Source organism: Sporosarcina sp. ZBG7A (genome assembly GCF_000813425.1).
Lineage (GTDB): Bacteria > Bacillota > Bacilli > Bacillales_A > Planococcaceae > Sporosarcina.
Genome location: NZ_JWIB01000042.1, coordinates 1 through 6,892 on the forward strand (window position 1 = coordinate 1; position 6,892 = coordinate 6,892).

Consider the following 6,892-nt stretch of genomic DNA (forward strand, 5'->3'; position numbering starts at 1 on the left):
ATTTATCACAGAACTTGTCGCGCTAGCCCGATTGCGATATCGAACAAATCCCTTATTCACCTACCATGCCGTCGTTATCACGATCTTGCATATATTTGTACAACCAATGTTATATTTAGGTTAAGTTAGAGAAACAGTTGGAATTAAAAGGATCACACATATTAGATATATCTAATATGTGTGATCCAATTTTATTTCCTTCTTCAACTAAAGCACCCATTTGTGATGAAGTTATTAGCGTTATTAATCACTAAAGTTCTCAAATAGATTCTTTAATTCGCTTTCATCATACATAACGCCACCATCACTTATAAATTTTTCAATCTCAATTGAACCATCGTCCATAAACTCAATTTCCCAACGCTGACCTGGAACAACAACTTCCACCATAACTGCCTCACTTCTAACCTTATCCAGTTTATAAAAGATTTTTCTTTCTTCTAGCTCATTGAGGAAATCATTTAGTATTTGGATTCCCATTTAATTCTCTCCTTAGAGGTTATTTTCATCTGTAAAATGGCCCGTTTGAAGAAGAAGCTATTTTATAAAATATGCTGCGTTGCTTGTAGCAGAAGACGGCCGACTCCGGAGGGATCAGCGTGAGCCTTAAGAACCCCGCAGGGCGCATGTTTTTCGCGTCCGAGGAGGCTCAAGCCACGCCCCTCGGAAAGCGTGCCGTCTGTAGCGCAAAGCAACAGTCTTCACAGACAGTTTGGGGAACTTAGTAATTCAACTTATCAATTAAATTGTATCAAACTTTTAATGAATTACCAGAATTCATTGATTATCATTAGAAATTATTAAACCTTAACGAAAAGCTGATGGCCTTGGTTCCCCCTCTACCTTTCTTTGGCCTCTTTTCAAACCATCAATGGCCGTGAATCATATATTCCAGACAACAAGAGCCTAGATTACTTTAAAGGGACTCAATTGTGAGGTTTATGGATTGGAGATTTTTAGATAACTATCCTGACTAATATTACGGAACCAATTTTACATGGAACGAAAAAGCGTGCACATCATCCGTTTCTCACGAATGATGTGCACGCTTTTATACTTTAAACGTTTACTTTGTTATTTGGGTTTGTTTTCATCTTTACCAAAATGATGGTTTGGCAACCATTAGGTAGAGCATAATTAGAAGTAATCCTATATACCGCCACGATGTGTTCAGTAACTTCTTTAACAGTTCTTCACGATTTTCCGGTTCTTTAGGAAAACGGTTCAAGACAACGGAAAAACCGCTAGCCAGAAATACAATCGATAGCATCATAATACCTAACGTGACAATCACCCATGAGGTGTACCACGGCCATGGCCCAATCAAGATCAGAATCACTCCAGAAACTACAAGAACATGTCCCGAATGCATCACAAAGCGAATTGTCCATTTGAATAATGAAAGAAGAATTGCTTCCTCACTCAAAACCGCCTTGCGGACGCGTGAAATAATCGGGAATAGCAGAAATAGCGGTCCTACTGATGCTACTGCTGATAACACATGGATGTAGACGACGACTGTATATAAGAAGCCCATATCAAATCCATCAATTCTTTACGGGAGAAAACTCATGTACCCATACTTTCATAGTAGGAATCCATTTCATACCTTCATGCATATCGAGAATCGACTGCTTGTAAGCGTCTAGATTTTCAAAACCTTCTTGGTGAGCATGTTCTTCTGTAACTTCACCAAGTGATTGTTGATAAAGTGAATCTACTTTAAATCCCTTACCATCTAACTCCATAACCTCGCCAGGGTATGCGTAAACACCGTTTCTCCGAGTTGCAGTCTTTTTGCCTTCCAACACTTTTTCCACATCTGCTGGTACTGTAACTAGTCGTTCAACTGAGCATGTTTTTTTTGGATAATCCATTTTAAATTCCCCATTTCAACTATTTCCTTCATTATATATGGTTCTCGATAAAATTTCGAATCACACAGTCTATTATTTTGAAATAGTCATCTCATGAGTTTCATGCTCGTGCAATCCTTCTTCATTTTCAACATGAACGGTAACACTTGCTGTTCCGGCAGCTTCAAATGTCACTTCACCTGCGTATTCTCCAGCCTTCTCTTCCGTTAACTTCACCCATTGTGCTTCATTAGTTTTATCATTCACAACAACTTCAAGTCGTACACGTGCTTTTTCAAGCGGCTTATCATCTAGCTGTAAGTGGACCATCATCATTGCAGATTCATTCACCTTCACATCTTTAGGTTCCATGAAATGCATAGAAAAACCTTCTGTTCCATGATGATGCTCATGACTTTCTTTGTCTTCTGCCCCATGTTGATGCTCATGACTTCCTTCAGCTTCAGTACCTGCTTCACCTTCTACAGCCCCTGTGCCAATTGTAATTTCTTTCATTGGCATCGTATGCATATCTCGCGCTGTTACGTGGACTTGAACATGGAACAAGCCATCATGTTCAAATTTAGCTTTCGCTTCGTAAAGGCCATCCGTTTTCTGTTCGGATTTGACCTTCCAGCTATCCTCTTTCTTTCCATCTTCCCAAATTTCATATTCAACTTCACTTGCATCCGTTACCTTTTCATCACCTTGAGAGACCGCAGCTGCTAATTGAATGGATTCCTCGGCTTCCCCTGTTTCAGGAACAGTTAGCTCTACCGTGATTGGCTCAACCACAACTTCTTCGTCTTCACTTGCATTTCCATCCGTATCATTTTGCCCGCATCCTGTTACTAATAATGCAATAAGTGCTGTACTAATTGCCAAATGTTTCTTTTTCAAATGAACCTCGCTCCTTTTTGCTTAACGGTTTGTCTGCTTTCAAGTATTATTAGCTTATGAGCATCATTGTACTAAGTAAATTCGAAATAACTATGAAGTCTTTAAACTTCATGGAATGTTCACCGTTTTTTGAGAAAATGATTAGATTATTGATAGATGAAATGAGGAAACCAGATGATTTCGTATACAATTATGGTAATCGATGATGAAGCAGAAATGAGAAAACTAATTCGCACTTTTTTAGAGAGTGACGGGTATCACGTAGTAGAAGCAACAGATGGAGTACACGCTCTTTCTCTGCTGCACGAAGTTCGTGTAGACCTTTGTTTAGCAGATGTCATGATGCCTTATATGGATGGCTTCCTTTTCGCTCAAGAAGTGAAACGAACGATCGATCTTCCTATTATCTTCTTGTCTGCTAAAGGAGAAGAATGGGATAAAATCAAAGGTCTCAAACATGGTGACGATTATATTGTGAAACCCTTTTTACCTGGTGAATTACTTGCAAGAGTTGCTTCAGTCTTGCGTAGATCCTATCAACGCAAAGAACTTCACAGCGCACTGTCATTTGGTCCACTTGAAATTGATAAAGAGGCACACAGAGCGACGTTAAATGGGAAGGCATTGTCACTTACACTGAAGGAATTTGGTATTCTTTACGTCCTCGCGAAAAATTCTGGACGCGTTTACTCAAGAGATGAGCTTCTCCAAATTGTTTGGGGAGACGATCACGACAGTAGCGTGCGTACCGTCGACACACATATTAAGACCTTGAGGTTGAAATTAGGGGAAGAAGGACAAAAGATAGAGACTGTCTGGGGAGTCGGCTACAAGTTCGAGGTCTAAGGCAATGAAACTGACATTAAGTAAAAAAATCTTATCCCTGTTTTTCTTAAGCCTTGCATTTACGATTTTGTTTTCTTTTTTCTTTATTCATTTTCTATATTCAAAATTGTATTTGGAAAGCATTGAAGAGTCGATTGTCTATCAAGGTAAACGAACAGCCGCCCACTATCATTTCGGGGAACTGAGCGATGATATCATCGAGAAGATCCAATGGTATAACGTAGTATCTGAATACGAGATCGTTGTCGTGGATCAATTGGACGACTTATCTTCTTACTTCCCTTACCAAGTTAACTACGAAAATTTAGTGGACAGTTCAGACCGGAAGATACTTGAAAAAGGTTCATACGTTGTTAAAAAAGGATATGTAGAAGAATTCAATCGAGAAATTCTCGGAGCAATCTTTCCAATTCGAGGAAAAGATTCGTTGATAGGCTTTATTTACATCTACGTGCCACTTGCTGCTATCCAAGATGTGTTCAAAGAAAGTATTCCTTTACTTATAGCCGCAGGTTCAGGCTTTTTCTTAATTCTTTTCTTACTCATCAATCGTGTGTGGAGTTCACTTTTCAGTCCTTTACGGAAATTAGAAGGTCTAGCTGCCAACATTTCTCATGGAGACTATTCTGGCAGAGTAGAAACCGAGCGTTCTGATGAAATCGGCCAGTTGGCTCGTGCTTTTAATACAATGAGCTCTTCACTCGAAGCACAGGAAGAACGCAAACGAGAATTTACAAGTAACCTCGCACACGAAATGCGGACTCCACTCACCTACATTAGCGGGTATACACATGCATTAAAACAAATCACCGAATCCGGAAATCCAAATCAGAATTCGGAGAATTACTTGAACACCATTGAAAAAGAAACTGCACGACTAAGTAAACTGATCAATGATTTAACAGATCTAAACCACCTTCAAGAAGGTCTATTCACTGTTGAAGCCCAGCCAATCGTCGTTGCCCAAGTTTTAGTCGATACTGTGGAATTGTTCCGCATCCATTTGGCTGCTCGATCCATTCAACTTAAACTTGATGTTGAAGAAGACTTGATCATCCTTGGTGATCCAGATCGAATTCAACAAGTCTTCTATAATACAATCGATAACGCAGTGAAGTATGTATCCGACGGTGGAATGATCCAAATTGGATTACATGAACATGGAAGTAAGATCCGATATGTAGTCCAAAACGAAGGATTGACGATTTCAAAAGAAGACTTAAGTAGGATGGGTGAACGCTTCTTCCGCACTGACAAAGCGCGAACACGAACGACAGGTGGTACTGGACTCGGGCTTTCCATTGTCAAAGAAATCATTCGTCTGCATCACGGTACATTCAATATGGATAGTGACCCTTCGACAGGTACAACTGTTACGATTGATCTACCTTTGTTTACTGAGGAGGAGGCAACATGAATGCAACCCGATTCGTCCCTATTATGATTGTGGTTATCGTTTTACTTTCCGCCTGCTCTTCCCCTAAACCTCCGGGAAGAGAAATCTCATCATTTACCTTTGTCGATCAGCAAGGTGAATCGTTCGGATTTAACCAATTGAAAGATACAGTATGGATTGCGGATTTCATATTTACAAGTTGTGAAACAGTTTGTCCTCCAATGACATCTGAAATGGCAACATTGCAAAAAGAATTTAAGAAACATGACTTAGATGTACAATTCGTTTCGTTCACAGTTGATCCAGAAGTTGATACGCCGGAAACGTTAAAAGCATATGCCTCTCAGTACACAGAGGATGAAAGCAATTGGCATTTTCTAACTGGCTATTCCGCTCAAGAAATCACCACCTTCGCAAGGGAGAATTTCCAGACCATCATTCAAAAACCTGATACTTCCGATCAAGTTATTCATGGAACAAATTTCTACCTAATTGCAAAAGATGGTAAACTGGTCAGTGAATTTAATTATGTGGATGAAGATTATGTACATGATTTACTAAAAACAGTGAAAGACTATACGAAATAAGACGATTTAGGAGGGTTTTTTTGGACTCAGAAGCAATTGCTACCTTGTCCTATAAAGTGCCACACAAGACAGTAGGTTGGATTGAGCAGACGGTAACTACAGCAATTTGCACACTATCATTACATGAAAATAAAATTGTCTCTCAGCATAGTTCCTATCCGATCCATGCTGTGCATGATTGTTCCTATCGACCTTTCTCAGATGGAACTTGCTTGTTTTATCTTCATACAAATCAAGGCGTTCGGTCGTTCCATGTCAATGTGGATCCCACCTTTTTCTTAAAGTCTTTCAGACGTCTACGAGGCGATCTATATCTTTAATTCATCTCTCCTCATTCTTTCTCTATTAAGTGTTTCCATCACAGATTTACAAATGATTGTTTAACTTTGCATGAAAGATGGTATACAAACACTAGAGCGACAAAGAAACAATTACTAATTGGAGGGATTCACAAATGGTTGAAAAATTTTATGTAGAAAACGCAGTACAAGCTAAGGCAAAAGTAGATGAACTTGAAGCGAAAGGTTACACTAATGACGAAATTTATGTTTTCGCACATGACAAGAAACGTGGAGATCATATTACAGACGCATTGGATACTGAAAAAGCTGGCATGAAAGAACAAGGCTTTCTCGATTCAATGAAGAATATGTTCACCTCTCGTGGAGATGAACTTCGCAGCAAGATGCACGGTGCGGGTCTTACTGAAGAAGACGCAGCTGCTGCAGAGAGCGAACTCGACAAAGGGAAACTTGTCGTTATTGCAAACAAATAAAAATTATTTAAATGCGTACAACCTCATTCGTTCACGAGGTTGTGCGCATTTTTTGTGCAGAGACATGCTATTTTAGGTATGATGGTGAATGGAAAGCAGGTGCTTTAGATGGAACGTCACTTAGGAAAAATTGGTTTGTTTGCTGGCTTAATCACGTTAGTACTCATGATCGTCGGGGTCCGCACAATTAGTGGAGTGGAATTAGGATGGAAAAACTATTTGGCTTTCTCAATATTCGGTTTAACGGTTGGCCTTATTGCATTATTGCTATTGCATTATAAATTGCGCATCGCGTTTTGGTTCTTTATGGTGGGGATGTTGATCGGCTTTGAAGAATTCTTCCGCAGTATAATTACGATTGAAGGAGAACTTGGTCAATCAATTGGCATTCTTTCTATATACATATTCTCCTCATTCAGCCTAGGAATAGGATTAATCATACAATTCATCGTTATCCTCATGAGGAAGAATAAATGAAGACATAAAAAAAACAGAACGAGAGGTAACACTCCCTGGGCTAACCTAAATTAAT

Annotated in this window: 10 protein-coding genes; 6 read left to right on the forward strand and 4 right to left on the reverse strand. The window is 39.4% G+C overall.

Annotated elements, in window-relative coordinates:
- Positions 1 to 243 precede the first annotated feature (243 nt).
- The 4 genes from RL70_RS14255 to RL70_RS14270 form a co-directional block, all read right to left on the reverse strand.
- Positions 244 to 480 carry a hypothetical protein gene (locus tag RL70_RS14255; RefSeq protein ID WP_039044074.1) on the reverse strand — a complete coding sequence of 79 codons (237 nt, stop codon included), beginning with the start codon at positions 478 to 480 and terminating at the stop codon, positions 244 to 246.
- 616 nt (positions 481 to 1,096) lie between these two features.
- Complete coding sequence (locus tag RL70_RS14260; protein ID WP_039044075.1) at positions 1,097 to 1,537, reverse strand: hypothetical protein; 441 nt, start codon at positions 1,535 to 1,537, stop codon at positions 1,097 to 1,099.
- A gap of 10 nt (positions 1,538 to 1,547) precedes the next feature.
- The gene (locus RL70_RS14265; protein ID WP_039044076.1) at positions 1,548 to 1,877 is read right to left on the reverse strand and encodes an ASCH domain-containing protein; all 330 of its coding nucleotides are present in this window, start codon (positions 1,875 to 1,877) and stop codon (positions 1,548 to 1,550) included.
- A 72-nt stretch (positions 1,878 to 1,949) separates the two neighbouring features.
- On the reverse strand, positions 1,950 to 2,756 hold the full coding sequence (locus RL70_RS14270; RefSeq protein WP_039044077.1) for a FixH family protein: 807 nt from the start codon (positions 2,754 to 2,756) through the stop codon (positions 1,950 to 1,952).
- A gap of 174 nt (positions 2,757 to 2,930) precedes the next feature.
- Between RL70_RS14270 and RL70_RS14275 the strand changes: the two genes are divergently transcribed.
- The 6 genes from RL70_RS14275 to RL70_RS14300 all read left to right on the forward strand — a co-directional run bounded on the left by RL70_RS14275 (position 2,931) and on the right by RL70_RS14300 (position 6,837).
- A complete protein-coding gene (locus tag RL70_RS14275; protein WP_039044078.1) occupies positions 2,931 to 3,602 on the forward strand; it encodes a response regulator transcription factor in 672 nt (223 codons plus the stop codon).
- A 4-nt stretch (positions 3,603 to 3,606) separates the two neighbouring features.
- Positions 3,607 to 5,019: a cell wall metabolism sensor histidine kinase WalK gene (locus RL70_RS14280; protein ID WP_039044079.1), complete on the forward strand. Its 1,413-nt coding sequence runs from the start codon at positions 3,607 to 3,609 to the stop codon at positions 5,017 to 5,019.
- Complete coding sequence (locus RL70_RS14285) at positions 5,016 to 5,585, forward strand: SCO family protein (protein ID WP_039044080.1); 570 nt, start codon at positions 5,016 to 5,018, stop codon at positions 5,583 to 5,585. Before RL70_RS14280 ends, RL70_RS14285 begins: the two co-directional genes overlap by 4 nt.
- 20 nt (positions 5,586 to 5,605) lie before the next feature.
- A complete protein-coding gene (locus RL70_RS14290; protein WP_039044081.1) occupies positions 5,606 to 5,905 on the forward strand; it encodes a hypothetical protein in 300 nt (99 codons plus the stop codon).
- Positions 5,906 to 6,039: 134 nt separating this feature from the next.
- On the forward strand, positions 6,040 to 6,360 hold the full coding sequence (locus RL70_RS14295) for a general stress protein (protein WP_025786223.1): 321 nt from the start codon (positions 6,040 to 6,042) through the stop codon (positions 6,358 to 6,360).
- A gap of 108 nt (positions 6,361 to 6,468) precedes the next feature.
- A complete protein-coding gene (locus RL70_RS14300) occupies positions 6,469 to 6,837 on the forward strand; it encodes a hypothetical protein (protein WP_039044082.1) in 369 nt (122 codons plus the stop codon).
- Positions 6,838 to 6,892 lie beyond the last annotated feature (55 nt).